At 40.9% G+C, this 24159-nt stretch carries 26 protein-coding genes and 1 pseudogene; 10 read left to right on the top strand and 17 right to left on the bottom strand.

The window, feature by feature from the left end; translation table 11 throughout:
* Nucleotides 1–410: 410 nt before the first annotated feature.
* From FTV37_RS06095 to FTV37_RS06105, 3 genes are all read right to left on the bottom strand, one after another.
* Nucleotides 411–1673 (bottom strand): hypothetical protein, encoded by a 1263-nt coding sequence (locus FTV37_RS06095; protein ID WP_180063282.1) that lies wholly within the window; start codon nucleotides 1671–1673, stop codon nucleotides 411–413.
* Complete coding sequence (locus FTV37_RS06100; RefSeq protein WP_180063283.1) at nucleotides 1670–2311, bottom strand: ABC transporter ATP-binding protein; 642 nt, start codon at nucleotides 2309–2311, stop codon at nucleotides 1670–1672. The genes FTV37_RS06095 and FTV37_RS06100 overlap by 4 nt, the downstream gene beginning before the upstream one ends.
* Nucleotides 2312–2422: 111 nt before the next feature.
* Complete coding sequence (locus tag FTV37_RS06105; RefSeq protein ID WP_180063284.1) at nucleotides 2423–3019, bottom strand: TetR/AcrR family transcriptional regulator; 597 nt, start codon at nucleotides 3017–3019, stop codon at nucleotides 2423–2425.
* Nucleotides 3020–3114: 95 nt separating this feature from the next.
* Between FTV37_RS06105 and FTV37_RS06110 the strand changes: the two genes are divergently transcribed.
* A complete protein-coding gene (locus FTV37_RS06110) occupies nucleotides 3115–4320 on the top strand; it encodes an oxygenase MpaB family protein (protein WP_180063285.1) in 1206 nt (401 codons plus the stop codon).
* A 47-nt stretch (nucleotides 4321–4367) separates the two neighbouring features.
* Here the strand turns inward: FTV37_RS06110 and FTV37_RS06115 are convergent, their stop codons facing one another.
* The 3 genes from FTV37_RS06115 to def all read right to left on the bottom strand — a co-directional run bounded on the left by FTV37_RS06115 (nucleotide 4368) and on the right by def (nucleotide 7548).
* Nucleotides 4368–6434, bottom strand: a complete 2067-nt coding sequence (locus tag FTV37_RS06115) for a TonB-dependent copper receptor (protein WP_180063286.1) — start codon at nucleotides 6432–6434, stop codon at nucleotides 4368–4370.
* A 73-nt stretch (nucleotides 6435–6507) separates the two neighbouring features.
* The gene (locus FTV37_RS06120; RefSeq protein WP_180063357.1) at nucleotides 6508–6927 is read right to left on the bottom strand and encodes a DUF2946 family protein; all 420 of its coding nucleotides are present in this window, start codon (nucleotides 6925–6927) and stop codon (nucleotides 6508–6510) included.
* A 90-nt stretch (nucleotides 6928–7017) separates the two neighbouring features.
* The gene (gene def / locus FTV37_RS06125; protein ID WP_078191459.1) at nucleotides 7018–7548 is read right to left on the bottom strand and encodes a peptide deformylase; all 531 of its coding nucleotides are present in this window, start codon (nucleotides 7546–7548) and stop codon (nucleotides 7018–7020) included.
* 119 nt (nucleotides 7549–7667) lie between these two features.
* Between def and FTV37_RS06130 the strand changes: the two genes are divergently transcribed.
* From FTV37_RS06130 to FTV37_RS06140, 3 genes are all read left to right on the top strand, one after another.
* Nucleotides 7668–8822, top strand: a complete 1155-nt coding sequence (locus FTV37_RS06130; protein ID WP_078191460.1) for a LysM peptidoglycan-binding domain-containing protein — start codon at nucleotides 7668–7670, stop codon at nucleotides 8820–8822.
* 111 nt (nucleotides 8823–8933) lie between these two features.
* Entirely contained in the window at nucleotides 8934–10115 is a 1182-nt protein-coding gene (gene dprA / locus FTV37_RS06135) for a DNA-processing protein DprA (protein ID WP_180063287.1), read from the top strand.
* 31 nt (nucleotides 10116–10146) lie between these two features.
* The gene (locus FTV37_RS06140; RefSeq protein WP_180063288.1) at nucleotides 10147–10716 is read left to right on the top strand and encodes an L-threonylcarbamoyladenylate synthase; all 570 of its coding nucleotides are present in this window, start codon (nucleotides 10147–10149) and stop codon (nucleotides 10714–10716) included.
* 438 nt (nucleotides 10717–11154) lie between these two features.
* On the opposite strand, the gene FTV37_RS06145 is transcribed toward FTV37_RS06140, so the two are convergent.
* Nucleotides 11155–12036, bottom strand: coding sequence for a DMT family transporter (locus tag FTV37_RS06145; RefSeq protein WP_180063289.1), 882 nt, complete (start codon nucleotides 12034–12036; stop codon nucleotides 11155–11157).
* A gap of 122 nt (nucleotides 12037–12158) precedes the next feature.
* Here FTV37_RS06145 and FTV37_RS06150 point away from each other — a divergent pair, with 122 nt between their 5' ends.
* The 5 genes and pseudogenes from FTV37_RS06150 to FTV37_RS06170 all read left to right on the top strand — a co-directional run bounded on the left by FTV37_RS06150 (nucleotide 12159) and on the right by FTV37_RS06170 (nucleotide 16144).
* A complete protein-coding gene (locus tag FTV37_RS06150; RefSeq protein WP_180063290.1) occupies nucleotides 12159–12917 on the top strand; it encodes a helix-turn-helix transcriptional regulator in 759 nt (252 codons plus the stop codon).
* Nucleotides 12918–13061: 144 nt separating this feature from the next.
* Nucleotides 13062–13607, top strand: a complete 546-nt coding sequence (locus FTV37_RS06155) for a glutathione peroxidase (protein ID WP_111885877.1) — start codon at nucleotides 13062–13064, stop codon at nucleotides 13605–13607.
* 221 nt (nucleotides 13608–13828) lie between these two features.
* Complete coding sequence (locus tag FTV37_RS06160; RefSeq protein ID WP_078191466.1) at nucleotides 13829–14206, top strand: RcnB family protein; 378 nt, start codon at nucleotides 13829–13831, stop codon at nucleotides 14204–14206.
* 143 nt (nucleotides 14207–14349) lie between these two features.
* Nucleotides 14350–14973: a hypothetical protein gene (locus FTV37_RS06165; RefSeq protein ID WP_180005336.1), complete on the top strand. Its 624-nt coding sequence runs from the start codon at nucleotides 14350–14352 to the stop codon at nucleotides 14971–14973.
* 157 nt (nucleotides 14974–15130) lie between these two features.
* Nucleotides 15131–16144, top strand: a pseudogene (locus FTV37_RS06170) (pirin family protein).
* A 7-nt stretch (nucleotides 16145–16151) separates the two neighbouring features.
* Here FTV37_RS06170 and FTV37_RS06175 read toward each other — a convergent pair.
* A complete protein-coding gene (locus FTV37_RS06175) occupies nucleotides 16152–16619 on the bottom strand; it encodes a hypothetical protein (RefSeq protein ID WP_180035140.1) in 468 nt (155 codons plus the stop codon).
* 105 nt (nucleotides 16620–16724) lie between these two features.
* On the opposite strand from FTV37_RS06175, the gene FTV37_RS06180 reads away from it, so the two are divergent.
* The gene (locus tag FTV37_RS06180) at nucleotides 16725–17168 is read left to right on the top strand and encodes an AAA family ATPase (RefSeq protein ID WP_180035139.1); all 444 of its coding nucleotides are present in this window, start codon (nucleotides 16725–16727) and stop codon (nucleotides 17166–17168) included.
* Nucleotides 17169–17174: 6 nt separating this feature from the next.
* Here the strand turns inward: FTV37_RS06180 and FTV37_RS06185 are convergent, their stop codons facing one another.
* From FTV37_RS06185 to atpE, 9 genes are all read right to left on the bottom strand, one after another.
* On the bottom strand, nucleotides 17175–17480 hold the full coding sequence (locus FTV37_RS06185; RefSeq protein WP_180063291.1) for a hypothetical protein: 306 nt from the start codon (nucleotides 17478–17480) through the stop codon (nucleotides 17175–17177).
* Nucleotides 17481–17697: 217 nt separating this feature from the next.
* Entirely contained in the window at nucleotides 17698–18243 is a 546-nt protein-coding gene (locus FTV37_RS06190) for a hypothetical protein (RefSeq protein WP_180049449.1), read from the bottom strand.
* 117 nt (nucleotides 18244–18360) lie between these two features.
* Nucleotides 18361–18780 (bottom strand): F0F1 ATP synthase subunit epsilon, encoded by a 420-nt coding sequence (locus FTV37_RS06195; protein ID WP_078191472.1) that lies wholly within the window; start codon nucleotides 18778–18780, stop codon nucleotides 18361–18363.
* A 26-nt stretch (nucleotides 18781–18806) separates the two neighbouring features.
* Nucleotides 18807–20201, bottom strand: coding sequence for a F0F1 ATP synthase subunit beta (atpD, locus tag FTV37_RS06200; RefSeq protein ID WP_078191473.1), 1395 nt, complete (start codon nucleotides 20199–20201; stop codon nucleotides 18807–18809).
* A gap of 29 nt (nucleotides 20202–20230) precedes the next feature.
* Complete coding sequence (atpG, locus tag FTV37_RS06205; RefSeq protein ID WP_078191474.1) at nucleotides 20231–21100, bottom strand: F0F1 ATP synthase subunit gamma; 870 nt, start codon at nucleotides 21098–21100, stop codon at nucleotides 20231–20233.
* Nucleotides 21101–21188: 88 nt separating this feature from the next.
* The gene (gene atpA, locus FTV37_RS06210; protein ID WP_180063292.1) at nucleotides 21189–22733 is read right to left on the bottom strand and encodes a F0F1 ATP synthase subunit alpha; all 1545 of its coding nucleotides are present in this window, start codon (nucleotides 22731–22733) and stop codon (nucleotides 21189–21191) included.
* Between the two features lie 42 nt (nucleotides 22734–22775).
* Nucleotides 22776–23312 (bottom strand): F0F1 ATP synthase subunit delta, encoded by a 537-nt coding sequence (locus tag FTV37_RS06215; RefSeq protein WP_078191476.1) that lies wholly within the window; start codon nucleotides 23310–23312, stop codon nucleotides 22776–22778.
* 12 nt (nucleotides 23313–23324) lie between these two features.
* Nucleotides 23325–23795, bottom strand: coding sequence for a F0F1 ATP synthase subunit B (locus FTV37_RS06220; RefSeq protein WP_078191477.1), 471 nt, complete (start codon nucleotides 23793–23795; stop codon nucleotides 23325–23327).
* A gap of 38 nt (nucleotides 23796–23833) precedes the next feature.
* A complete protein-coding gene (atpE, locus tag FTV37_RS06225; RefSeq protein WP_000424060.1) occupies nucleotides 23834–24079 on the bottom strand; it encodes a F0F1 ATP synthase subunit C in 246 nt (81 codons plus the stop codon).
* Between the last annotated feature and the right edge of the window lie 80 nt (nucleotides 24080–24159).

Below are 24159 nucleotides of genomic sequence, written 5' to 3' on the forward strand. Positions count from 1 at the left end.
ACTGACAAAAATTTGCTCAAATAAACTTCGAGTAATTTCTACCATCAATCAATGAAAATAATTTCGATCGATCAATCAGTAAAAATCCACACAAGTTGTTCTTCATAATCTCTTAATGATCTTCTTGCTACTTCGTCAGTAGCAAGCTAGGTCGGCTATATTACTCTCTATCTCTAGAAAGTCAACCAGTAATGAAAATTATTTTTAAACTTCCTTTCTAAAACCTAACTCAAGCATTTCATGCTAAGTTACTGTTTTATCAGAAGTTTTAATCTTCATCACCGCCGATGGATGTGCATTCTACAGCATTTCAGGACCGTTGCAACACCCTTTTCCATTTATTTTTAATTTTTCATTACGTTTGTTTATTTATTCTACTAAATCAGCGTTTTTTACTTAAAAAAGTGTTTTTAGCGTACAGAAAGCATGCAATACGCCACAGGCACCCATATGATAAACATTAAAATTGGCATAACACCGTGCACTTCTTCAGGTTTTCTATACAACCATTGAATAAATGGAATGGCGATACAAAATAATGTCGCCATCAATAGCACATCAACGAATCCACCTTTCAGCAGTAGCCACAGCAAAACTGGCACACTCATCATTAAACCCATTATCAATAAAACGCAGTATTCGTATTTTCTGAGCTGCCATCGTGTGAACCCTTGAATGATCCAGAATCGCTCTGCATATTCAAAATTTGATTTTAAGTCCATTTTGATCACACCTAGATTGAATAAACTCAGTGCAATATAGATAGCACACATCAATTGGAATAATTGTGAAGCAGTGAAATCAAGACTCATGATGTTCCAAGTATCCGCCTGTGTGGCGAACCAATACAAAATCACAACCGCTGTAACCGAAATACCGATACTGACAATACGGTGGGTTAGAAATCTTTTATGAAATGCCTGACGAATAATTAGTTTATTTTGATTGAGCCAGAGTGGGCTATATTTCTGTATCACAAATACGCTAGGTACTTGCAGCTTTATTGGTTTTGATTTCCTACCGAGCAGCCAGAATTTTATTGCCGCCATACAGATGAAAGTAGATAACAACACCGCAACGAGTTGAGCTTCCAATATCGCTAGGCTCAAAATGGGCAAATATGTCAAAAGGCAGACTAAGCCGAAATATTGATTCTGTTGTAAAAACAGGATTTGTATGATTAATAAATTAAAGATCCAAAGAAGCATCAATACACTAATACCAATGGAAGCCAAAAGTTCATACTCAACCCAAACATATAGAAGCGCTAAAACAAATGGCAGTATCAAAAAAAAGCTTAAACTGCCTAACAATTTGATTTCCACGGCAAAGCGACTTTTAAGCGTGATGGGCAATAGCGCTAGATAGCGATACCCTTCCCCACCACTCAAAGCTTTACGCTGTATCGCACACCAAAATACATTTAAGGCAAGAAAGCCAGTCCAAAGAAACAGATTTGTGATTAATGATTTGCAATAAACCAAATCAATCATGGGCTGCACTAATGATAAGAGCAGTCCGAATAGCATTGGCCCGAGAATTAATGCGACCAAAATAAGTAAATGCTTTTGCCGTGCAACTGCGTCTGCTGTGGTCTTGACATAAAATGTCCATCGATATTTCAAAAGCGTTTTTATGATTGTTCGCTGCCCAACATGTCTTTGTTTATTCATGCCGCCTGCTCATTGGACTTTAGCCGATCTAGCTCGATGATTTTTGCTGCAAGACTGTCTCTAAATACTGGATCATGGCAAGACAATAGAATCAATTTCGATTGACTCTGCTGTAAAAGTATACTTGTTAATTCAGCCAAGGCATTTTGATCTAAGCCATTGCTCGGTTCATCCAAAATCAGTAAAGGTGCCGAAGTCATTAAGGCTGCAACCAATAAAAACTTTTTGGTTGTGCCAAAAGACATGTCAGCAAAAGGCGTGGCTAAATAGTGTTCTAATTTAAATTTTTCAATGAAGATTTGATACTGCTCATGCGCTATCCCTCGAATATCACACATTAAATTCAGAAACTCCTGCCCTTGTAAAAAATCATAAATAGGGCTTTTATCTGGCACATAGGCCACAAGTTTCTTGTATTGATTGTTGTGAGGGACATATTGCTGATCATTAATCAAAATATTGCCTGTATCGAAATCCAACATCCCCGCAATCATCGCAAGTAAGGTGGACTTCCCTACTCCATTCTCAGCAACAACAGCGACAATTCCGAATTCGCTTAACTCTAAATTTAAATTTGAAAATATACGTTTTCCCGCAAAAGATTTGGACAGTTGCTGCAAGCTCAAAGAAACCATCATGATGTTCCTGATTTATTATCTTAAGTTATTGATTTATTATCGATCTATCTTCACATATCTTGGATCTGAATTAAATAGATTCTTTAATAGACAAATTTATTTTTTTCAGTGTTATTCACTATCTAAATACGCCAAAATCATCTTCGATAATTCTACTTTAATCTGCTGTTCTGTAATTAAAAAACTATTATTGCTCACATAGCGCATCATGGTAAATAAGGTACTATTAATGATCACAAAAGAGCGATGTTTCAGCGTTTCAAAGTTCCAATGTGAATAATAGCGATTAAATAAATACATCCCAACTTCAAAAAAATGCTTTTCCAAAACCTGAGAGGCATCTGAATGACTGTATTGATGCCAATGTTTTAAGATCTCAATGAAGAAGCCACGATCAGCTTTCAACATATCAAAGCCAAACTGAATACAAAGAGGGATCACCTCATAAATACTGTGCTGCTCTTGCTCCACGACTATATTTTTTAGTGCTAACCCCAATTGTTCTGATTTTCTGAGCAGTAACTCTTCTACGATTTGTTCTTTATTTTCAAAATATTGATAAATCGATCCAACGCTCACACCAGATTTTTCCGCAATTTTGGGCGTCGTCAGCTCCAGTAAACCTTGTTCTGCAATACACAACTGCGCTGCTTGCAAAATGCTTTCCACAATCATTTTCGCGCGTTGTTGTTGTGGTCTTTTTCTCATTCTATTGCTCTCCAATGCGATAGTGTTATGCGAATTGAATGCGAATAAATATTCATATTAGTGTGGTATGCAACAATAACATTGAAGATCAAAACATGACCACTCACTTCAATACCCGACTGGCTTCATTTCAGGCCACGCAGCAATCTAATCTACTGAGTTTTCTGTTGTCTCATTTGACGGGTCAGGCTGCACAGCCAAATTACGCTCAATATCTTGCCCTCAATAAAGCCTTGCAATGTGGTGATCCACAGATGGAAAAAGTGCTCACGTGGATGATGCAGAACCCTAAACAGCATCGTGAATATTTTGAAATCGCCTTATTTAAAGGTGTCGAGCAGCTCCCCTTTCCTATTCCTGAGCTCGAGCATTTTTTTAAGCATGTTGAACAAACACCGCCTTGGTTAGAGCCAGAAAAAATACAGCAAGCCCTTGAATTCACCCATCGCCTAGGGATTAACAATGGCTTTATATTGCGAGATCTTTCACTCATGGTGGGTTATCTCTTCCCCGGTTTCAATCAGCCGCTCATGCTGACCGGTGCTTTAAATAAACAAGCAGGTACACGTCTGGCTGAAACCACAAAATGGTGGGTAGATATCACTGAAGAACGCGGACTCGAACGTTTGTATGCGGGATTTACATCGACAATTTATGTGCGTTTTATTCATGCTTTGGTACGGCATCAACTCCAAAAAGGCAAAGACTGGGATTTTACAACGTGGGGGGCGCCGATGAATCAATTTGACTTGGCGATGACCAATCTTGCCTTTAGCAGTGTGGTACTTTTGGGCATTCGCGCTTTAGGAATTTTTCCATCAAAACAAGAAACTGAAAGCTTTTTACATTTTTGGCGATATGTGGGTTGGTTAATGGGTATTGATGAAAAATGGTTAATTGAAAAAGAATCTGACGGTTGGAAACTGCTGTATTGGATGCAATTTGTACACCCCCAATCCGATGCAAGCAGTATGGCTCTCGGCGCCAGTCTCTCTAAAGAACCCTTTGAAAGACAATACAAATACCTCCAACCATTTCAGCAAAAACTGGCTTATCGACAACATCTGGAGTTGACACAATTTTTTATTGGCAAAAAACGCATGCATAAATTAGGGCTCAAACCCCAGTCCGCCGCATGGTTTGCCTATTATTTATTGGCTAGAAATCTCGTCCTATATTCAGGTGCTAAGCATGTTCCGAGTTTAAATCAAAAATTACAGCAAAAAGGCCGTGCGATTCAAAAACTCGGTTTAGCACTGTATCAAAGTAAGGCCAAACAACTGGCGAGTATGCACCAATAAAAAAAGCAGAGCGATCGCTCTGCTTTTTGGATGACAAATATCAAGATTTAGAATTTCATCGAAATACGTGCCCAATAATTGCGACCAATATTATTAAACTGTTGATCGGTCGCTAAACCTGTCCCTGCATCACCTAGTTTATTCAAATGTTCGGTATAGGTTTTATTCAGGAGATTATCCACACCCACAGATACATCTACACCCTCATTAATATGATAAGTACCATTTAAAGACAGTGTGCCAAAACCTGCACTTTCTTTCAGGTCATAGCCCACGATATTGCCTTGGTGCGCACTGATACGATTTTGTCCATCAACCACACGCCAAAACGCTCCCAAAGTATAATTATCTTGGATATAACGTAAGTTGATCCGTGCTTCTAAAGGTGAGATTTGTGGTAATGGCGTATTATCCGTGGTGTTTTCCCCCCACGCATACATTGCGCTGACATCTGCTTGGATCGCATCTGTAAATTGATAGCCAATCCCAGCTTCTGCACCTGCAATGGTTGCATCGATATTTCGACTATGCGCTTCCATACCCTTCATCATTCCTGTTCCAGGCTTATAACTCGTTAAAATATAATCATTCACCAAACCAGCATAAGCCGACACCCAAGAATTCAAAGCACCATGTTGATGTTGATAGCCCATATCTAACTGAAGCGTTTTTTCCGTATCAATATGATTGAATGTATTGATATCACCATTTCCTGATTTTGGGCTAAATAATTCCCAATAATCTGGCATACGTTCTACATAGCCTAAACCAATATAGGTTTTACCATCATCATGTTCAGGATGTGTATTTTCAAAACGGATAAAGCCACTTGTTAAGGTTTTATCCAATTTACGGTTATAACCTTGATCAATTGAATCTTGTCGTTCATCTTTCACATCGACTTGATCAAACCGAACACCTGAAACCAAACTGTTTTGATCATCAAAATGATAGGTTAATTCACCAAAACCACCATAAGACTGATATTTCATGTCTGTCATACGTGGCTGGTCTTGATAAACAATATGATTTTTTGAATCTGTTTTACGAATACTATGTTGGTTATTTTGGCTGTCGATACCCGTAATAAATTGAAGACTATCCCATTCATGGGTTACGGCCATACGAGCGTTTAATGTTTTACGAGCAACATTAGTCGCCATTTTCATCATTGGTTCAGGACGTAAACTATAGTTATCCATGACATGATCATTAAAGCTATAGTTCACTTGTGCTTCAATTTTCTTAATCACCTCAGTGACATTCTTTTTCTCGACTCGAAGCCCCAAGCTTTCGCGGGCAAATTGTGAACCATCCATCATTCGGCCCGCGTACACCGCCTCACCATCGGCTTTACCTCCAGTAAGTTCTACCCATGTATCTTCGTTTGGCGTCCAACCGAGTGCCAAATCTGTATTCCAACGCTCCCAGTCTGACGGCACAGTATTACCATCTCCATCTTGGTAGCTGTCTGCAACAGAACGGCTAGCATTTAAACGGACATATTTATGCTCATCCCCCATGGCCGCCTCGACATTATGATCTAAACGACCATAAGAGCCGATCATCACACTGACTTGACCACGGTAGTTTTTATCAGCATCGAATTGTTCAGGTTTGCGTTCAAATAAGACTGTTGCAGCAGAACCTGTATTGGCATATTGAACCGTTTGAGGTCCTTTAATCACTGAAATACGATCATAGCTTTCAGGTGAAATATAAGACGTCGGCGAATCCATACGACTTGGACACGCCCCTAGATTTTCTGTGCCATCGGTTAAAATTTTAATGCGTGAACCAAACATGCCACGGAAGGTGACATCGCCATTGGTTCCTGCGCCACTTTTCACTGCACTAAAACCTACAATACTTTTTAAATAATCGGCCCCATCACTGGCAGGTATCGGTTGAATCGGCTGTTTGGGATTGGCACGAACAATCAGGCCATTGGCATCATTCCCCTGATGTGATGTCACCACAATCGGTGCCAAAGTCTGTACGGCATTGGTTTCCGTCATCTCTACGGACATCTCGTCAGCCATCACAGAAGTTGAATAGCAGGCAACACAAATTGCAGCCGCAAGAGGCTGTAGAAAAAATTTAGGCTGAGCCATGTTTATCTCACAAAATACATAAATAAAGGCGTACCTGAGTCCTCAACGACCCAAGTTAAAAAAAACGTCGGATTTATGCAGCGAGTGGTGGGGCTCGACCTTGCGGAAGTAAAAAGAGTTGTTGAAGAACAAACCAGACATGCTTGAAAGCTTTTTGAAAAGCAATTAAACGAACTTGAATTCGATCAAGCACTTCTTTCACATCTAGTTCAGGGGGCAAAACCAAATTGCCATAGACCGTACAATACTGACATTGATGACTGGTATCATGTTCATGGGCAGTATGATCGACTTGAACTTTCTCAGCGTGAGCGGAAGATGAATGGTGTGAATGTGCGGTATGTTCAGCATGAACATTGGGAAGTAAAAGTGCACGCGTAATGGTTTCGCAGACCGGAGCAACTTGATATTGCTTGGGCAATAATGGCTGTAAAAAAACAGCAATCTGCAAAAAAACGGCTGCAAAGGACAGCAGCACTCCACTACGAAACAATACAGGCAAACCCTAACATTTGTCTGACCCAAGTATAACAAAGCCCAATCAAAATTGGGCTTGTCTCAGGTATTTTTTAACCGCGATCAATTAACGTTTAACTGCGACTTTATCTTTTTGGCGTTGGCGAACCAATTTTTCCACTTTGTCACGTGCACGTTGACGTTTCAAAGGTGAAAGATAGTCGACGAACAACTTACCATTTAAGTGATCCATTTCATGTTGGATACAAACTGCGAGAAGTCCGTCCGCTTCCACTTCAAATGATTGACCTTCAAGGTTAATTGCCTGAATTTTTACACGTGACGGGCGCTCAACTTTATCGTATATTTGAGGCACTGATAAACAGCCTTCTTCATAGGGCTGCGTCTCTTGCGTCAATGGCGTAATTTTGGGGTTAATAAACACCATGGGTTGATCTTTTTCTTCAGATAAATCCATGACTATCAGCTGAATATGGTGATCTACCTGTGTTGCTGCCAGGCCAATTCCCGGTGCTTCATACATAGTTTCAAACATGTCGGCTGCTAACTGACGAATTTCATCAGTAACTTCTTCGACTGGTTTTGCAATGGTACGAAGACGGGGATCGGGGAAACTTAAAATAGGTAATAAGGCCATACGACGTCCTCACTTATGCCATTGATCAAAAAACAAAATGAAGGAATGCTTCATCAAAAAATTGTGTGTAATATCGTTATTATAACGCAGTTACATACATAATTTTAGGAATTATGATAATGAAAAAGGTTTTGAAGGGCATGCCAACTTTTAGTGCCTTGGGGTTTAAAAAACAATTATTGGCACTTACAGTCTGTGTAAGTGTGGGGATGGGAATGGTCAGTGTTGCAGAAGCTGCCCCTGCTCGTAACGTCAATCCACCGTCATTGAAGGCAGGTGCGCCTCAAGTTTATGTGGTGAAAAAAGGCGATACGTTGTGGGATATTTCCAAGCGTTTCTTAAAAAATCCTGTGCGCTGGCCTGAAATCTGGGCGAGCAATAAACACGTGAAAAATCCGCATTGGATTTTCCCAGGTGACCGCCTACTCATGTGTACCTACAATGGCCGCCCAATCATCGGTAAAGATGAAGGTGATGGCTGTGAAGGTATCATTCGTCGCTATACAGGTGGCACTAAACTTCAACCACAAGTTCGTGTTGAATCCCTAAATAGTGCGATTCCGGTTATTCCATTGGAATATATTAAGCAATGGCTTGAGCGCAGCATGATTGTTGCCGCTGATTCTGTGGAAGGCACACCTTACATTTTAGGTACAGCTGATCAACGTGTATTAGCTGCCAAAGGCCAAACAGTTTATGCACGCGGCCAAGGCATGCAAGTCGGTCAACGATATGCTGTTTACCGTGAAGGCGAACCGTACATCTTTACCGATGCAAACGGCAAAAAATACAACGCAGGTTTAGAACTGACTCAAGTCGCTTCAGGTGTTGCCGTTCGTGGTGAAAATGACATTACCACTTTAGAACTGACCGACACTTATAATGCCGAAGTTCGTCGTGGCGATCGTGTTCTTCCTGAATATGACCCAATGCTGCCAACACTGTTCTATCCAACCAATGCAGAAAATGTCACTGCTGGCGGTAGTATTGTTCGTGTCATGGGCTCGATTGGTACTGCAGCGGTTCACAGTGTGGTGACGATCGACCGTGGTAGCTTGCAAGGCGTTCAATCTGGTCAAGTCTTTAGCGTGAACCAAAAAGGTGAAATCGTGACTGATCCAAAAACCAAAGAACGTGTTCAACTTCCAGGACAACGTATTGGTAACATTATGGTATTCAAAACGTTTGATAACCTAAGCTATGCTTATGTACTTGAAAGCGAATTACCAATCAAAGTAGGTGCAACGATTCAGCCACCACTGATGGATGACTAAGACCAAATCCATAAAAATGAGGCTGTATTTCAGCCTCATTTTTTATTATCCAACAACAATATCACTAATAATTTTAAACCATAAAAAGAAGACATATTCAAAGGTCTCATTATGCTCAACTCATTAACTGACTTGCATTTAGATTACATTCGCCTGTGGTTTGTGGTGCAACACTCACTTCGTAGTTTCTATAAAATTCAGCAGCACTATCCTGCCCTACACTACGCCCTTAAGCCTGATCAAATCACCACATGGCAAAAATTAGGACTGCATAAAAATCATTTAAAGCGCTTTGAAGAATTTCATAGTCCAAGTGGACAGCTTAGCTTTGAAAAATGTCTCAAGGATATTGAACAATACAGTGACTTTGTACTGATTCCTGAAGACCTGAACTATCCTCAACAGCTTTTACCTTATAGCGACAAGCCGCCGATTCTATTTGGGCAAGGTAATGCCCAAGCCTTGATGCAACCCCAAATTGCGATTGTGGGTAGCCGCAAACCTAGTCCCCAAGGTCGGCAAATTGCTTATGATTTTGCTTATTATCTAAGTGAGCAAGGGTTCTACATCAATAGCGGTTTAGCACAAGGAATTGATGAAGCGGCACATCGCGCTGCCATACAACACCACAGAACCATTGCCGTGATGGGCACAGGTTTAGATCAAACTTATCCGACCGCACATCAGCGTTTAAGACAAGAAATCATCCAACATGGGGGAACCGTAATCAGTGAGTTTCTTCCACACACTCCCCCATTGCAACACCATTTTCCACATCGAAATCGTATCGTGAGTGGGCTCAGTCTTGGTGTCATCGTGGCGGAGGCGGCATTAAAAAGTGGTTCACTGATCACAGCTCAACGTGCTGCCGAACAAGGCAAATCTATTTTTGCCATTCCTGGCCATATTTATAGTGAGTCGCATCAAGGTTGCCATCAACTCATACGAGAAGGTGCAATTTTGATTGATCATCCACAACAGGTTATTGAAGACTTGGCACTAGCCACACAGTGGCAATCACAGGCTGCCGAGACCTTAACAACCACCGAAATAGCCGCACCAAAAACAGCAACATTGGACACACCTCCCCCCGAACCCATACCGGACCATTTAGTTGCATTGTATCGGCAGCTTGATTGGGTCGGCCAAAGCCTTGATCAATTGTCCATTCAACTCAAAATTGATACCGCGACATTAACCAGTCAACTGATGGAATTAGAGTTAATGGGCTATGCCACACAACAAGCCGGACACTACCTACGTTGTCGAATGGGTAAATTAGGTTCACAATAGTCCTTTGTCGAATCAGATAAGGTCTATAGAAATGATTACCACCTCTGTTGCAGAAGCAGCTTCCTGTCTTAAAAAAGGTCAGGTTCTCGCATATCCTACAGAGGCTGTTTGGGGATTGGGCTGTGATCCCTACAATGAGCAAGCCTTTCTCGAAATTTTGCATTTAAAACAACGTCCCATTGAAAAAGGTGTGATTTTATTGGCGGCCAATGTCGCTCAAGTTGAACACCTGCTCCAAGGTTTAACAGAAGATATGCGTCAGCAGGTCATTGCGACATGGACCAACCGTAAACCCAATGAACGTGCAACTACATGGTTATTACCGGCTGGCGACCATATTCCAACATGGATTAAAGGCAATCATCCAAAAGTCGCAGTCCGTGTGACTACCCACTCTTTATGTGTGGCTTTATGCCAAGCTTTTAATGGCTTTATTGTGTCTACCAGTGCCAATCCTGCAGGATTAACCCCTGCACGTTCCTTACAAGAAGCCAATCAATATTTTGCCAATGAACTAAATTACTTAAATGGTGATCTCGGCCTAAGCCAAGAACCAAGCAAAATTATTGATGCTGAAACAGGTGAAATCATCCGCGCATAAGCTCGGATGCCTGTCTACACCTGCCTTTCGGGAAAATACAGGCAAAAAAAAGCTCAGCCATATAGGGATGGCTGAGCATAAAAAAGGATGTGTATAAAATCACATCCAGAGGGTCTTGCAATCTCTGGGTAAATATCAAGTAATTATTAAGAATTACTTCATCATTTACGATGAAAGTATTATGTAATATTTTTTTAAATTTAACAAATATATTTTTTATATAAATAAAACTACTGATAAGCACTTTATTTGTGATTTTATAACCACTTAGTCAAAATATGTATCTATTTTTGATTGATTTTTAAGACGAGAATTTGTTTTTTTAATTCAGTTTTACACTCAAAAAACCATTTTCAAAAGATTTGCTCTATAAAAAATAAGCTTGTTTGTTTATTTTTTAATCAAAAATTCTCATAAATTTTCAATTTTTTACTAGCTTTACTTACGCTGCGCCAAGATCACCCCAGTAATCGCCATCACTGTGCCGACACTATGATAAAACATCCACTGCTCAGCCAACCAGAAATAGGCAATAATCGCGGTAAATACCGGCATCAAATTCATAAAAATACTGGTGCGATTCGGGCCGAGATGTTGTACAGCCAACATCCATACCAACGGTGCAATCAATGATGGAAAAATTGCCGCATAAAATACACTTGGCGCATTGGCAGGATTAATCGCGTCTATGCCTAAATACAATACGAATGGCAAGTGATATAAAACGGCAAAGAAAATTTGTACATATAAGCTCAACAGTAGCGGAAGTTTCAATTGCCATTTTTTTAAAAACACCCCATAAAAGGCATAAAAGAACACTGCGAAAATCATGAGGATATCGCCGAAATGTCCGCCCATATTCAGTAATTGACTGAAATCTCCTTGCGCAATGACAAACAATAGCCCCGTAAATGAAATCGCACAGCCTAGGATGGCATAGCGGTTGGGCACATCTTTAATTAAGAAAAATGCAACGGCAATCGTAAACACAGGGATAAAGGCATTGATGATGCCCATATTGGTCGCAGTCGTATAATGCGCAGCGGTATAACCCAAGCCTTGATATAACACCATGCCAAACGCACTCAGCACAGCCAATTGCTGCCAATGCTGCCCGATAAGCTGTCTTTGCTGCCAAACGGTTTTGAGCATAAATGGGGTCAGGATCAAAAATGCAATAAACCATCGATAAAAACTGATACTGACTGGTGAAATATAATCAGTCACATAGCGGGTGACGGTAATATTTAACGACCATATAAATACTGCGATTAGAGGCAAACAAATTGCAAATTTCGCCCAACGCGTTTGAAGCAACATGTCTGACTCCTCAAGATATTGTGCAAAGATTGGTTTAGGTATTTTGAGTGATGTCTGTTTTAATTGAAATACATGATTTCAGACATTTATATTGTAGTTCCGACATTGACTCTTAGGCTTATATGACATCACCACCAATTGAACAACAGATCGAACTTTTTGAAGCACATTACACAGCATTAGATACGGTCTACCCGCACAGTTGTCTTTGGGGTGATTTTAATTTTTGTCTCGATGGTATTTTCGAATATGAGATACAAGGGCAACACCATCTCTCACCTGCTAGTTATGGGGTGTGGATTCCTCCACATACAGAACATTGCTCAGTCGCAATTGATGAGCAACCTATTCATTATGTGGCAATCCGACTGGCACCAGATCTCTGCATAGATTTTCCCAAGCAGACTGAAGTGTTTAGTATCCAGCCTTTCTTTCGTTTATTGGTGCAAGAAATTTTGGCCTTTCCTACAGAGCAACATACCACACCACCCTATCGACACCTGCTACAGGTCTTATTCGACCAGTTAAAAACTGCGCCCAAACATCAACATTATTTACCGCAAAGCCATGATGCGGTTTTAAAGCCGATCTTGGCGCAGCTTGCAGATGTAGATCATTTTAGTTTGAGCCTACAACGATGCTTAGCCAATGTCGGTTTGAGTGAGCGTCAGTTATTGCGGCTGAGTCAGAACGAACTGCAAATGAGCCTTTCTGAATGGCGAAACCGTGCAAAAATTATTTATGCCATTCAACAACTCCGTGCTGGTCAGTCTATTAAAGCTCTCAGCTATGAATTGGGCTATCAACACAGTTCAAGCTTTATTGAGTTTTTTAAACGCTATACAGGAAAAACCCCGAACCAACATCGTGCCTCAAGTTAAATACAAAGCACTCAAGCAAGCATTAGCTCGAATTCTGCAAACTACTACAAAAATTATGCGAAAAGCCTATCGATAAAAGCTTGCTGTTCACCAGATTTCCCTTTAAAACAAGGATGAAAGGCACAACTTCAATTAGGAACGAATATGTCAGCTTCAGTTTACGATATCCCAGTAAAAACGATCCAAGGTGATGACACCACACTCAATCAATACCAAGGCAAGGTTTTATTATTGGTCAATGTAGCCTCTAAATGTGGGCTAACACCGCAATATGAAGGCCTAGAAAAACTCTATACAGAGAAGAAGTCGCAAGGCTTTGAAGTCTTAGGCTTTCCTGCCAATAACTTTTTAGAACAAGAACCTGGTTCTGAAGCTGAAATTCAAGAATTTTGCTCGATCAACTACAAGGTCGATTTCCCACTTTTTGCAAAAATTTCTGTTGCAGGCGCAGATAAACACCCACTTTATCAAACCTTAACCCAAGCCATTCCTGAACGCATTGGTGAAGGCCCATGGTGGGATGATTTAGTCGAATACGGATTAACACCAAATCCAAAGCCTGAAGTGCTCTGGAACTTTGAAAAATTCCTCGTGAATAAACAAGGCGAAGTTGTGGCACGATTTGCACCTGACATCAAGGCAGATGATGCTCGTATTGTCGATGCCATTAACGCTGAATTAGCCAAATAATTCGACAATATCTCAATCTCTCAGTTAAGATTATTGTGATTTTAACTGAGATTAATCATTTTAAATTATCACAACAATAGTTATCAATTATCACATAATGATAATTTACATAGTTTATCCATTATTTTAATATTTCACATATACATTGTTCAAAGTTTCCCTGTAAATACTCATTATGATGAGTCTTATCAAATCACATCCAGCAGTAAACAGGTGAACTTATGAATACATTAATGAAAGCTATCGTTTTATCTATTTCGACAGCACTTGTTGCTGCTCCAGCAATGGCTGCACCGCAAAATAGCCAACAACATGCACCTGCGCATAATCAAAATACGAAAGCTCAACAGCACACTAAACAAAACACACCAGTAAAAAACCAAAGCCAGAACAAGAAAAAAGCCGTAAATCCTTCACATGATTGGCGTTCTGGACAAAAAGTACCTTCTGAATACCGTGGTCATAGCTACAAAGTAGACCACACCAAATACAAAAAATTATCTAAACCAGGCAAAAACCAACAATGGATTAAAGTGAATGGCGACTACATTTTAATGAATGCCGTCAGCCACGCCATTATCAAAATCATTGCGGGTTAAACCCACCAAAACATCAAAAGTGGGCAAATGCCCTCTTTTTTTTGTTCAAGCGATTATTTTGTTATTGCTTTGCAACAATCTATTTTTAATCCACATTCTGCCCCTATATTCAAAGCATAGACTTAACACATAGTGATGATTGAATGAAAAAGCTTGTGCAGAATGCCCTTCTCCCTTTTGCCATTTTTAGTGGTGTTTTGGTGCTGATTGGCTGTGAACCTGCCACAGCACCGCAACAGGAACAAGAAATCGCAGCAGAAAATGATCGCCCTGCAACAACATCAACAAACGAAGATCAATCTGCGACACAAAGTCAGGCGACAGATCAAAGCCAATTAAAAAGCGGCAATATGTTTTATATCGTTCGCGATGTTGCGGATATGCAACTTAAAGCCGGCAATTATGTTGAACAACTCAAACAAACGCAGGTCGATTTAGAAGCCGCAGTCAGCAACCAAGATCATCTCCAATTGCAAAAAGCGGCAACCCAGCTGCAACAGCAGCTCAAAGGTTTCAATCAAGCATTGAATGATCTAAATCTAAAAAGCACTGAAATTAATGATATTCGCAGCAATTTACAGGCAGCGAATCAGCAAGTATTGGCCTCACCTTTTCTCAATGGACAAGTCGATTTAAGCAAAGTTGATTTTCAGAAAATTCAAAATCAAATGGGCAATATTCAAGCTGAAATGCTGAAATTGGCAGGTATGTTGATCCAAGATCAAGCTGGAAAAAGCTCATCTACTGCACCCACTGAAACTGAATAAATAGCGAAATCTAGCATTTCCATTGCATTCCACCTGTTTTAAATCAAAAAAGCGTTAGACCTTGAGCTAACGCTTTTTTCGTACAGTTCCGCTATAGAACACGACTGTTTTTCCTTTTAGGTTAATGCTTAATAATAAAGCCAATGATGGAACAGTTATGTCAAACGCTGTGATTTATAACATTACACCCATTACCTTTCGTTTAGATTTAAAAGATCCTTTCTTATTTACTGCCCATAATATTGATCATTTTCCTGCTGCGAATACAGACATGGGGCCAAAAACAGCCGCCGAGAAAGATGAATTCAATATGTACTATGGCGATGTGGTTCCAGGTTTTCCAAAGCATCCACATACTGGCTTTGAAACCATTACCTTGGTCGAACAAGGCTATGTCGATCATTTCGATTCATTAGGCAATGGCGGACGCTATGCTGCTGGTGATGTGCAATGACTGTCCACAGGCAATGGCGTTGAACACTGTGAAATGTTCCCCCTACTGCATGAAGATAAAGCCAATCCTTTTGAACTTTTCCAAATTTGGTTTAATTCATCGGCTGAACAGAAAACCCATGATGCCGACTATAAAATGTTTTGGCGTGAAGAGATTCCTCACGTCTTTGAAACCGATAGTGAAGGAAAAAAATCGGATATTCGCGTGATTTCAGGGCAGTTCAAATCCACCGATGCCATTTCCCGACCGACACACTCATGGGCGGCTGCCGCAGAAAATAAGGTCAATATTTATTTAATCACCATGCAAGCAGGTGCAGAGTTGGTGATTCCCGCAACAACAAGTAGCTCAAACCGTTTTGCTTATTTTTATCAGGGCAATACATTAGAAATAGAAGGTCAAACCATTCAGATGAAGCATTTGGTTGAACTCCAATCAGATGCCGACGTCCATCTCAAAGCAGGCGGATTAGAAGCACGGATTCTGTGGTTAGAAGGTGAACCGATTAATGAACCCGTGGCGATGCGCGGTCCATTTGTGCTCAATACCACTCAAGAACTCGATGCCGCGTTTAAACGCTATCGTGAGACCCATTTTGGCGATTGGCCTTGGCCGACACCAGCACCGGTCTTCAAACGTGATCAAGCTCGATTTGCCAGTTATGAGGGCGGTAAACGTGTAGAGCACCCAGAGCAGGAAAACTCACAAGCGTCTTAAAGTTCAATTAGTTGGATTGAGCAAATTCATAGGTATTACAGTTTTTATCTTGTCCAAGTGCGCGCTGAACATCTTGTTTAAAACGTGCTTGGGCAAAGGTATATTGCTTCGGCAAAAATAAGGTAATACGTGTCGTCTGTGGATCTAAACTTTCGACCAACATTTTATGCAAATACGCCCCATGTTCAGTCCGTGCCATTAAAGTCCCCTGCTCCAAATGCTCTTCTAAACGATTGTCGGTATAGACGTAGCGATTGTTCGCAGTAAACGCAATACAGTGATTATAGGCTTGTCGCAGATTTCGAAAGGCAGTCAAATATGGGATCTCAAGCTCCGTACTGATGCCATTATCAACCGATTCAGCGACAAGTGCAGCTTCAGTCGGAAGATTGGGTGTCGTCACGTATTGGCTTTGGCATGCAAGGAGCAAACCACAACAAAGACACAGCGATAAACTGGTAAAAAATTTGAGCATACAGACCTTTGTAACTTGTTCTTATTTATTTTGCAGCGATTGTAGCAAAACTGCGTTGCTGATTTAATACCCTATTATTCATTCCATGCTTTCATTGCAGACACCATGCAGCTGATTATTTTTACAGGCGTTCAAGCCTCTGGCAAATCAACCTTTTACATGTTGAATTTATATCATAGCCATTTACGTATTAATTTGGATATGTTGAAAACCCGACATCGGGAAAATATGATCTTTGAAGCAGGTTTGGCATCCAAAACAAAAATGGTGATTGATAATACCAACCCAAATCGGGAAGCTCGTGCTCGCTATATCCAACGTGCAGTTGATGCTGGGTTTGAAGTTATTGCTTATTATTTTGAAACCGATTTGGACAGCACCTTAAAGCGCAACAGTTTTCGTGAAGGTAAAGCCCATATTCCAGAAGTTGGCGTGCGTGCAACCTATCGAAAGCTTCAAGTTCCGTCACAGGATGAAGGCTTTGATCAAATTTTTAAAATTAAAATTATCAGTCACGGTGAGTTTTCAATTTTACCCATGCATGAATAACGAGCATTAACCTGCTTTTTGGCTATCTTGCCATTTTTTAAAAGCCGATTGCATGGCCTGACGTTCATATGGTTTCACTAAACGACTTTCTAATGAAACAAAATCACCTTTATAGGCAGCAGCAACCATCGATTTTGCCAGTTCTTGAATACTCACGCGCCCACGGTGTTCATATTGTTGAACTTCTTCATGGGTGAGTTCAACATCCCAACATGACACTACAGAACTGAGATCAACCGCAATGCTCAAGTAATATTGATCAAAGTCTTGATAAAGTTCCCAAAAATGCGGCTCATAGGCGATAAGGTTCATGGTGCAATGCTAGCTGATTGAATTTAATCACTATAAAGATTGTATTGAATAAAATATATTCAACTTTAGGTGATAGATATAAAGCCTGAGCTGAAAAATTTAGGGGAAAATTTTGATAAGAGATTTGATGTGAATATTATGGAGAATAGAAATTTCTCAATTATTCATTACAAATAAATCACTTCAAATTCATCAAAGACAATCAAATGAAATTTACTTACCAGTTATGTTCTTTGAACTCAATATTTGGGCAATATTGTTGTATTATCTTTTCTACGTCATTATTAATTTGGTCTAAGGGCAAAATAATCCCTATACACATACCGAAGAAAACAATTAAATGAGTTTGCGTTTTCTCAATATTTGATACTAAACTCCATGAAAAAATTTGAGTGTAATACTCAGTACTTTCGATAAGATTTTTCTCTGTAATCTCAATTTCTTTATCCCCAATAAGAATTTTCGAATTTTCAGCCATTTGATCGATATATCGTATCTTAAACATATTTTGAAAAATAGAGTTTACTTTGGGCAACAATCCCAATAAAAGAGCGACCAACAAAATCAAGTAATTCAAAAGTGAAGAGTCATTTTTGAAGAAAATAAAAATAAAGAGACTGACTATTAATAGTATAAAAAATTTAAACACTAATCTGAGAAACTTAACTTCGAATTTGTCATATACAACAGGATTAATAAGCTCTTCGTTTAGCACCTGAAATACATAAAAATCTTCATTGGTTAATTTAATATTGAGTTTCATTTTATTTTTTATATCAAGATTTATTTGCTAAATATTATATCCATCTCGATTTAAGTTGTATATTTGAACATAAAAAAACCACCCTTTCGGGTGGCTCTTTCAATCTCGAACAGCGTCTTATTGAGCGCGGTTTTTGATTTTGCGGATGGTTTCCAACTGAGCAGCAGTTTCTGCAAGAGCAGCCAAAGCAGCAGCTGAGTCCAAGTCGCTCTTTTGATTTGCTAACAATTGTTCAGCTTGTTTACGAGCTTCAATAATTGCTGCTTCATCAAGGTTGTCAGCACGTACTGCAGTATCTGCAAGTACAGTAACAACGTGCGGTTGAACTTCTAGTACACCACCTGATACATAGATTAATTCTTCTGTACCATTTTCAAGCAGAACGCGGATTGCGCCCGGCTTGAGCAAAGTTACTAGTGGCGCATGGCCAGGCATAATACCCAACTCACCACCAGCACCTTTAGCAATTAGCATAGTTACAGTGCCAGAGTACAAAGACTCTTTAACACTTACAACGTCACATTGCATAGTTGACATGAGAATCTCCTAAATTAGGTAACTAATTAAAGTTTCTCAGCTTTAGCAATAACTTCGTCAATACCACCAACCATGTAGAACGCTTGTTCTGGAATGTGGTCGTATTCACCAGCTAGAAGACCTTTAAAGCCACGAATTGTTTCTTTAAGCGGTACAAGTTTACCAGGAGCACCAGTAAACACTTCAGCTACGTGGAACGGTTGAGAGAAGAAACGTTGGATCTTACGTGCACGGTATACAGTAAGTTTGTCTTCTTCTGCCAATTCGTCCATACCAAGAATTGCGATAATGTCTTTCAATTCTTTGTAACGTTGAAGAACGTTTTGAACTGAACGAGCGATTTCGTAATGCTCAGTACCCACTACAAGTGGATCTAACTGACGTGAAGTAGAGTCAAGTGGATCGATCGCTGGGTAAATACCAGAAGATGCGATGTCACGGCTCAATACAACAGTCGCGTCCAAGTGAGCGAAGGTAGTAGCAGGCGATGGATCTGTTAAGTCATCGGCAGGTACGTATACCGCTTGGATTGACGTAATAGAACCAGACTTAGTAGACGTAATACGTTCTTGAAGAACACCCATCTCTTCTGCAAGAGTCGGTTGGTAACCTACTGCAGATGGCATACGACCTAGAAGTGCTGATACTTCAGTACCCGCTAGTGTATAACGATAGATGTTGTCGACGAACAATAGAACGTCACGGCCTTTACCGTTTTCGTCTTTTTCGTCACGGAAGTACTCAGCCATAGTCAAACCAGTCAACGCTACGCGTAAACGGTTACCTGGTGGCTCATTCATCTGACCGTAGACCATTGCTACTTTGTCTAGAACGTTAGAGTCTTTCATTTCGTGATAGAAGTCGTTACCTTCACGAGTACGTTCACCAACACCAGCAAACACAGATAAACCTGAGTGAGCTTTCGCGATGTTGTTGATCAACTCCATCATGTTTACAGTTTTACCAACACCGGCACCACCGAACAGACCAACTTTACCACCTTTAGCGAACGGGCAAAGTAAGTCAATGACTTTAATACCAGTTTCTAAAAGGTCAGTAGAAGCCGCTTGTTCTGCATAAGAAGGCGCTTGACGGTGAATTGGTAAACGAGCTTCAGTACCAACAGGACCAGCTTCGTCGATAGGGCGACCAAGAACGTCCATGATACGACCTAAACATGCAGTACCTACAGGTACAGAGATAGGCGCGCCAGTGTTAGTTACAGTAAGACCACGCTTAAGGCCTTCAGTAGAACCCATTGCAATAGTACGAACTACGCCATCACCAAGTTGCTGCTGAACTTCTAATGTAGTTTCAGTACCATCAACATGGAGAGCGTCATAGATCTTAGGAACGCTGTTACGTTCAAACTCGACGTCGATAACCGCGCCGATGATCTGAATGATACGACCGCTACTCATTGCTGTCTCCTCAATTCAAACTAATAATGTTAAACGGCAGCGGCACCACCAACGATCTCAGAGATTTCCTGAGTAATCGCGGCTTGACGCAGCTTGTTATAAATAAGTTGTAGGCTCTTGATCAATTCACCCGCGTTATCAGTTGCAGCTTTCATTGCAACCATACGAGCAGACTGTTCACATGCGATGTTTTCAATCACACCTTGATAAACCATAGACTCAATGTAACGAACCAATAAACCATTTAAAAGCTCTTCAGCTTCTGGTTCATAGATATAGTCCCAACCGTATTGACGGTTTAGACCTTCGCTTTCCTCAGCAGCTGCTAAAGGAACAAGCTGTTCGATTTTTTGGTTTTGAGTCATGGCGTTGACAAAGCCGTTTGACACTAGATAAATACGATCTAACTCGCCTTTATCAAACGCGTCTAACATCACCTGTACAGAACCAGTTAACTGTTCAAGACTCGGAGCATCACCTACGTTTGTAGTTGCACCAAGAACTTTACCGCCGTAGTTTTTAAAAAACGAAACCGCTTTTTGACCAATTAAAGCAAATTGAACTTCAATTGACTGCTCTTGTTGCTGCTGTACGTGTTTTACCACTTTTTTGAACAAGTTAATGTTCAAACCACCAGCAAGGCCACGATCTGAAGAAACAATGATATAGCCAACGCGCTTTACAGGACGTTCAACCATATAACGGTGTTTGTATTCAGGATTCGCTTGTACCAAATGAGCAATTACACGGTGCATATTTTCGGCATACGGACGGCCTTGAGCCATGCGCTCTTGCGCACGACGCATCTTAGAAGCTGCTACCATCTGCATCGCGCGAGTAATTTTCTGCGTGCTTTTGATACTAGCTACTTTGGCGCGAATTTCTTTTAAATTTGCCATACGCTTAACCTAGTATTCGAAAGCCCTTTCGAGCTTTCGAAGGTTGATCCGTGAACCAAACCAGAACCAGATTCAACATCGTTGAATCTTAGTAAGTTTGAGTCGCTTTAAAGCTTTCAATACCTGCTTTGATTGCTGCTTCGATTTCTTTATCGTAAGCACCAGTCTCGTCAATTTTTTGCATTAACGCAGCATGTTCTGAACGGAAGTAAGAGATCAACGCAGCATCAAATGCAACGATTTTCTTCACTTCTACGTCAGCCATATAGCCTTCGTTAGATGCATAAATTGAAACAGCTTGGTCAGCAATTGAGTATGGAGCATATTGTTTTTGCTTCATAAGCTCAGTTACACGTTGACCATGTTCAAGCTGTTTACGAGTTGCTTCGTCAAGGTCAGAAGCGAACTGAGCAAACGCAGCTAATTCACGGTATTGCGCAAGAGCGGTACGGATACCACCTGACAATTTTTTGATGATCTTAGTCTGAGCAGAACCACCAACACGTGATACAGAGATACCCGCGTTCACAGCAGGACGAATACCTGCGTTGAATAATGATGTTTCTAAGAAGATCTGACCGTCAGTAATCGAAATTACGTTTGTAGGTACGAATGCAGATACGTCACCGGCTTGAGTTTCAATAATCGGTAATGCAGTTAATGAACCAGTTTGGCCTTTAACTTCACCGTTAGTGAATTTCTCAACGTAGTCAGCAGATACACGTGAAGCACGTTCAAGTAAACGTGAGTGTAGATAGAATACGTCACCAGGATATGCTTCACGACCTGGTGGACGACGTAGAAGCAATGAAATTTGACGGTAAGCAACAGCTTGTTTAGACAAGTCATCATAAATGATAAGCGCGTCTTCACCGCGGTCACGGAAGTACTCACCCATTGTACAACCAGCATACGGAGCAAGATACTGCATCGCTGCAGGATCAGCTGCAGCAGCTGCTACAACAGTTGTGTACGCCATAGCGCCAGTTTCTTCTAGCTTGCGCACAACGTTAGCGATAGTCGATTGTTTTTGACCAATTGCTACGTATACACATTTAATGCCAGAGTTTTTCTGAGCGATGATCGCATCGATCGCCATAGCTGTTTTACCAGTTTGACGGTCACCGATGATCAACTCACGTTGACCACGACCAACAGGGATCATTGTATCTACTGATTTATAACCAGTTTGTACAGGTTGATCCACTGATTGACGCCAAATTACGCCTGGTGCTACTTTTTCAACAGCATCAGTAAGTTTTGCGTCAATAGGGCCTTTACCATCAATTGGGTTACCAAGAGCATCTACTACACGGCCTAAAAGTTCTGGACCAACCGGAACTTCTAATACACGACCTGTGCAACGAGCTTTTTGACCTTCTTGAAGGCTTAAGTAGTTACCTAAGACAACGGCACCCACTGAATCCTGTTCTAGGTTCAGTGCCATACCAAATAAGCCGCCGTCGAATTCGATCATTTCACCGTACATTGCATCAGCAAGGCCGTGAATGCGCACAATACCGTCGGAAACCATAACAATGGTCCCTTCGTTCTTAGCGGTCGCGCTGGTGTCCAGATCGCCGATACGCTGTTTAATGAGCGCACTGATCTCGGATGGATTCAGTTGTTGCATTGCGCTATACCTCAATCTTTTTAAAGTTCAGTCTTCGAGCTGTTAAGCAAGAAGACGAGTCCGCATTTTTTCAAGCTTGTTAAGCGCAGAATCATCTATCACTTGGTCGCCTGCACGAATAACTACACCCGCGATTAACGCTGGGTTAACTTCTACAGAAACATTTACGGCAGCTTCGAATTTTTTCTCTAATGCATGCGCAAGTAATTGTTCTTGTACAGAAGTCAATGGGAATGCAGATTCAATCACTACATCCACAGTATTGTTATTCTGTGATTTGAGCTGTTCGTATTCTTCTGAAATTTCAGGAAGAAGTGCCAGACGGTCATTATCGGCAAGCAATGTCAAAAAGTTTGACACTGCTGCAGTCTGGTCTTCACCTAAAACTTTTGCGAAAACACTTACCTGCTCAGCAGGAGTAAGCTCAGGGCGATTTAGATAAGCTGAAAATGCTTCGTCTTGCACCGCAGCACTGAGCAAGTTCAATGCATTTGACCAAGCGTCAGTTGCATTTTGCTCAGAAGCGTAAGCAAATGCTGCTTTAGCGTATGGGCGTGCCAACGTCAAGAGTTCAGCCATAATCCGCCTCTCTTAAAGTTTAGCAGCCAGCTGAGTCAGCATGGCATTGTGAGCTTCTGCGTCAACTTGCTGGTTCAGAATTTTTTCTGCGCCAGTCACTGCAAGAGCAGCAACTTGTTGACGTAATTCTTCGCGAGCAGCATTGATTTCAGTATCAACAGCTTCTTTCGCTTGTTGACGAATACGCTCACCTTCAGCCGCAGCTTGAGTACGCGCTTCTTCTACCAATTGCGCACCACGACGGTTCGCTTGTTCGATCAATTGAGCCGCTTGTGCTTTAGCCGCGTCTAATTCAGCTTTCACTTGTGCTTGCGCATCCGCAAGGTCAGCTTTTGCTTTTTCAGCAGCGTTTAAGCCATCAGCGATTTTACGCTGACGCTCACTAATCGCATTGATTAGTGGTGGCCATACAAACTTCATGCAGAATGCGACAAAAATCGCAAATGCAATCGCTTGGCCAATCAATGTGAGGTTGATATTCATTGCTATTCCTCAATAGTTTAATTTAGGAATTAAGCTGATTAACCTACAAATGGATTAGCGAAGATGAAGAACAAGCCAATACCAACACCGATCATAGGCACAGCATCAAGAAGACCTGCGATTAAGAACATACGAGTTTGAAGTTGTGGAGCCAATTCTGGTTGACGAGCAACAGCTTCTAAGAAACGGCCGCCTAGAAGACCAAAACCAATCGCAGTACCTAAAGCACCAAAAGCGATCAAGATAGCAGATGCAATTGCAACTAGACCTAAAGTGAGTTCCATGATAATTCCTCAGAGGTTAGGTTTATACCAAATTAAGTTAAAAAATTGTGTGCCCAACCACCCTTTGACAGTTGAGCAAT

It is taken from the genome of Acinetobacter sp. YH16042 (assembly GCF_013417245.1).
Lineage (GTDB): Bacteria > Pseudomonadota > Gammaproteobacteria > Pseudomonadales > Moraxellaceae > Acinetobacter > Acinetobacter amyesii.

Bases quoted from the DNA above. Each gene is read 5' to 3' on its own strand.
- FTV37_RS06095 (WP_180063282.1), bottom strand. From the start codon at position 1,673: ATGAATAAACAAAGACATGTTGGGCAGCGAACAATCATAAAAACGCTT.
- FTV37_RS06100 (WP_180063283.1), bottom strand. From the start codon at position 2,311: ATGATGGTTTCTTTGAGCTTGCAGCAACTGTCCAAATCTTTTGCGGGA.
- FTV37_RS06105 (WP_180063284.1), bottom strand. From the start codon at position 3,019: ATGAGAAAAAGACCACAACAACAACGCGCGAAAATGATTGTGGAAAGC.
- FTV37_RS06110 (WP_180063285.1), top strand. From the start codon at position 3,115: ATGACCACTCACTTCAATACCCGACTGGCTTCATTTCAGGCCACGCAG.
- FTV37_RS06115 (WP_180063286.1), bottom strand. From the start codon at position 6,434: ATGGCTCAGCCTAAATTTTTTCTACAGCCTCTTGCGGCTGCAATTTGT.
- def (WP_078191459.1), bottom strand. From the start codon at position 7,548: ATGGCCTTATTACCTATTTTAAGTTTCCCCGATCCCCGTCTTCGTACC.
- FTV37_RS06130 (WP_078191460.1), top strand. From the start codon at position 7,668: ATGAAAAAGGTTTTGAAGGGCATGCCAACTTTTAGTGCCTTGGGGTTT.
- dprA (WP_180063287.1), top strand. From the start codon at position 8,934: ATGCTCAACTCATTAACTGACTTGCATTTAGATTACATTCGCCTGTGG.
- FTV37_RS06140 (WP_180063288.1), top strand. From the start codon at position 10,147: ATGATTACCACCTCTGTTGCAGAAGCAGCTTCCTGTCTTAAAAAAGGT.
- FTV37_RS06145 (WP_180063289.1), bottom strand. From the start codon at position 12,036: ATGTTGCTTCAAACGCGTTGGGCGAAATTTGCAATTTGTTTGCCTCTA.
- FTV37_RS06150 (WP_180063290.1), top strand. From the start codon at position 12,159: ATGACATCACCACCAATTGAACAACAGATCGAACTTTTTGAAGCACAT.
- FTV37_RS06155 (WP_111885877.1), top strand. From the start codon at position 13,062: ATGTCAGCTTCAGTTTACGATATCCCAGTAAAAACGATCCAAGGTGAT.
- FTV37_RS06160 (WP_078191466.1), top strand. From the start codon at position 13,829: ATGAATACATTAATGAAAGCTATCGTTTTATCTATTTCGACAGCACTT.
- FTV37_RS06165 (WP_180005336.1), top strand. From the start codon at position 14,350: ATGAAAAAGCTTGTGCAGAATGCCCTTCTCCCTTTTGCCATTTTTAGT.
- FTV37_RS06175 (WP_180035140.1), bottom strand. From the start codon at position 16,619: ATGCTCAAATTTTTTACCAGTTTATCGCTGTGTCTTTGTTGTGGTTTG.
- FTV37_RS06180 (WP_180035139.1), top strand. From the start codon at position 16,725: ATGCAGCTGATTATTTTTACAGGCGTTCAAGCCTCTGGCAAATCAACC.
- FTV37_RS06185 (WP_180063291.1), bottom strand. From the start codon at position 17,480: ATGAACCTTATCGCCTATGAGCCGCATTTTTGGGAACTTTATCAAGAC.
- FTV37_RS06190 (WP_180049449.1), bottom strand. From the start codon at position 18,243: ATGAAACTCAATATTAAATTAACCAATGAAGATTTTTATGTATTTCAG.
- FTV37_RS06195 (WP_078191472.1), bottom strand. From the start codon at position 18,780: ATGTCAACTATGCAATGTGACGTTGTAAGTGTTAAAGAGTCTTTGTAC.
- atpD (WP_078191473.1), bottom strand. From the start codon at position 20,201: ATGAGTAGCGGTCGTATCATTCAGATCATCGGCGCGGTTATCGACGTC.
- atpG (WP_078191474.1), bottom strand. From the start codon at position 21,100: ATGGCAAATTTAAAAGAAATTCGCGCCAAAGTAGCTAGTATCAAAAGC.
- atpA (WP_180063292.1), bottom strand. From the start codon at position 22,733: ATGCAACAACTGAATCCATCCGAGATCAGTGCGCTCATTAAACAGCGT.
- FTV37_RS06215 (WP_078191476.1), bottom strand. From the start codon at position 23,312: ATGGCTGAACTCTTGACGTTGGCACGCCCATACGCTAAAGCAGCATTT.
- FTV37_RS06220 (WP_078191477.1), bottom strand. From the start codon at position 23,795: ATGAATATCAACCTCACATTGATTGGCCAAGCGATTGCATTTGCGATT.
- atpE (WP_000424060.1), bottom strand. From the start codon at position 24,079: ATGGAACTCACTTTAGGTCTAGTTGCAATTGCATCTGCTATCTTGATC.